The organism is Candidatus Symbiopectobacterium sp. (assembly GCF_020054415.1).
Taxonomy (GTDB): domain Bacteria; phylum Pseudomonadota; class Gammaproteobacteria; order Enterobacterales; family Enterobacteriaceae; genus Symbiopectobacterium.
In genome coordinates, this window is sequence record NZ_JAHWCO010000024.1 from 1 (window position 1) to 1,407 (window position 1,407).

General features: G+C 49.8%; 2 protein-coding genes and 1 pseudogene. 2 read left to right on the plus strand and 1 reads right to left on the minus strand.

Going from position 1 to position 1,407, the window contains the following annotated elements; genetic code table 11:
* Positions 1 to 444: transposase (locus QZ506_RS00770; protein WP_291968369.1), on the plus strand; the 444-nt coding region annotated here is incomplete at its 5' end.
* A 28-nt stretch (positions 445 to 472) separates the two neighbouring features.
* Here QZ506_RS00770 and QZ506_RS00775 read toward each other — a convergent pair.
* Positions 473 to 1,279, minus strand: coding sequence for a sugar phosphate isomerase/epimerase family protein (locus tag QZ506_RS00775; protein ID WP_367272948.1), 807 nt, complete (start codon positions 1,277 to 1,279; stop codon positions 473 to 475).
* Between the two features lie 50 nt (positions 1,280 to 1,329).
* Between QZ506_RS00775 and QZ506_RS00780 the strand changes: the two are divergent.
* Positions 1,330 to 1,407, plus strand: a pseudogene (locus QZ506_RS00780) (IS1 family transposase); the annotation flags it as partial.

Genomic DNA, 1,407 nt, shown 5'->3' on the forward strand with positions numbered 1-1,407 from the left:
ATAACCGTGTTTTTTCACAGGAGATGTCTGTTCACAAAACGGGCATCTTACACCAACTTTAGCCACTGTATTCCACATCCAAAACCGGACATTTCACACTGCAATCAACATATTGAATACACGACCCAGAATGGCAGCATGAAGCGTCGTGGTTATGCGGTGCTGGCTGACAAAGCTTATTCAGGGCATGCACTACGCAACGAGCTGAAACGAAAGGGGATAAAGGAAGTCATCCCACGAAAAACGAATGAAAAAATGGCTTCGGACGGGCGCTCACGGTTCGCCAGTGACGCTTACCGTCATCGCAATGTAGTGGAAAGATGTTTTGGCCGATTAAAAGAATACCTCCGTATTGCCACACGTTATGACAAAACGGCGAGAAATTATCTGTCGATGGTTAAACTGGGCTGCATCCGCCTATTTTACAAGAAGTTATGCAATTAATGGACACAACCTAGTCTGCTTATGTGCGCTACAATTGACGCAAACGCTGAATAAAAGGCCCAGACTCATCAATCACCGTCTGAGTGGACGGTCGGCAAAGACACTCTAGCGAAATGGCGCCTTGATAATGAGACTGCCACAATTGGCGGTAGATATCATCAAACGGCAAGTGGCCATAGCTAGGGAAAGCGCGTTTAGAATCAACAAAATGTACATGCCGCAAGCGAGACACCATCAATGCAATAGCCTGCGCGAAATCACGATCTTCGATGTCGCCATGAAACACATCCCACAGAATGCCAACCTGTGGCGGTGAGCCAATAAGGTCAAGAAACTGCATCATATCTTCTGCACTATTAAGGTGCTCGGCCTCATAGCGATTCAGTGCTTCAACGATCAGGGTCACGCCGCGTGCGTGCGCATAGTCCAGACAAGGAGCGAGCCCCTGCGCCAAAAGCTGGCAATAACGCGTTGCGCTCAATGCAGTATCCGCCACGAGCAACGAACCAATCGTGACATGAGATCCTAACACCGCTGCCGCATCGATATGCTCAAAAAGGCGCTGACGCGTGCGACGCAGAATTTCCGGGTCTTGTGCCAGCAGCGATAACCCTTCCCGCTTACGCGCCTGCCCGCTGGCAATGGTGGTGCAGCCCAATCCGTGCGAGGCTAACGCCTCAGCTATCCGTGCAATATCAATCCCCTGATAATCCGCAATACACAGCTCCGCCGCATCAAATTCACTCTCTTTCAGCCATGCCGAGCCGCTGTTGAGATTGGCCGCGCTAAACGGAGAAAAGGGCGCGTCGTACTGGCAAGTCAGTGGGTCGTGTATTCAATATGTTGATTGCAGTGTGAAATGTCCGGTTTTGGATGTGGAATACAGTGGCTAAAGTTGATGTAAGATGCCCGTTTTGTGAACAGACATCTCCTGTGAAAAAACACGGTTATGGCAAAAGTGGC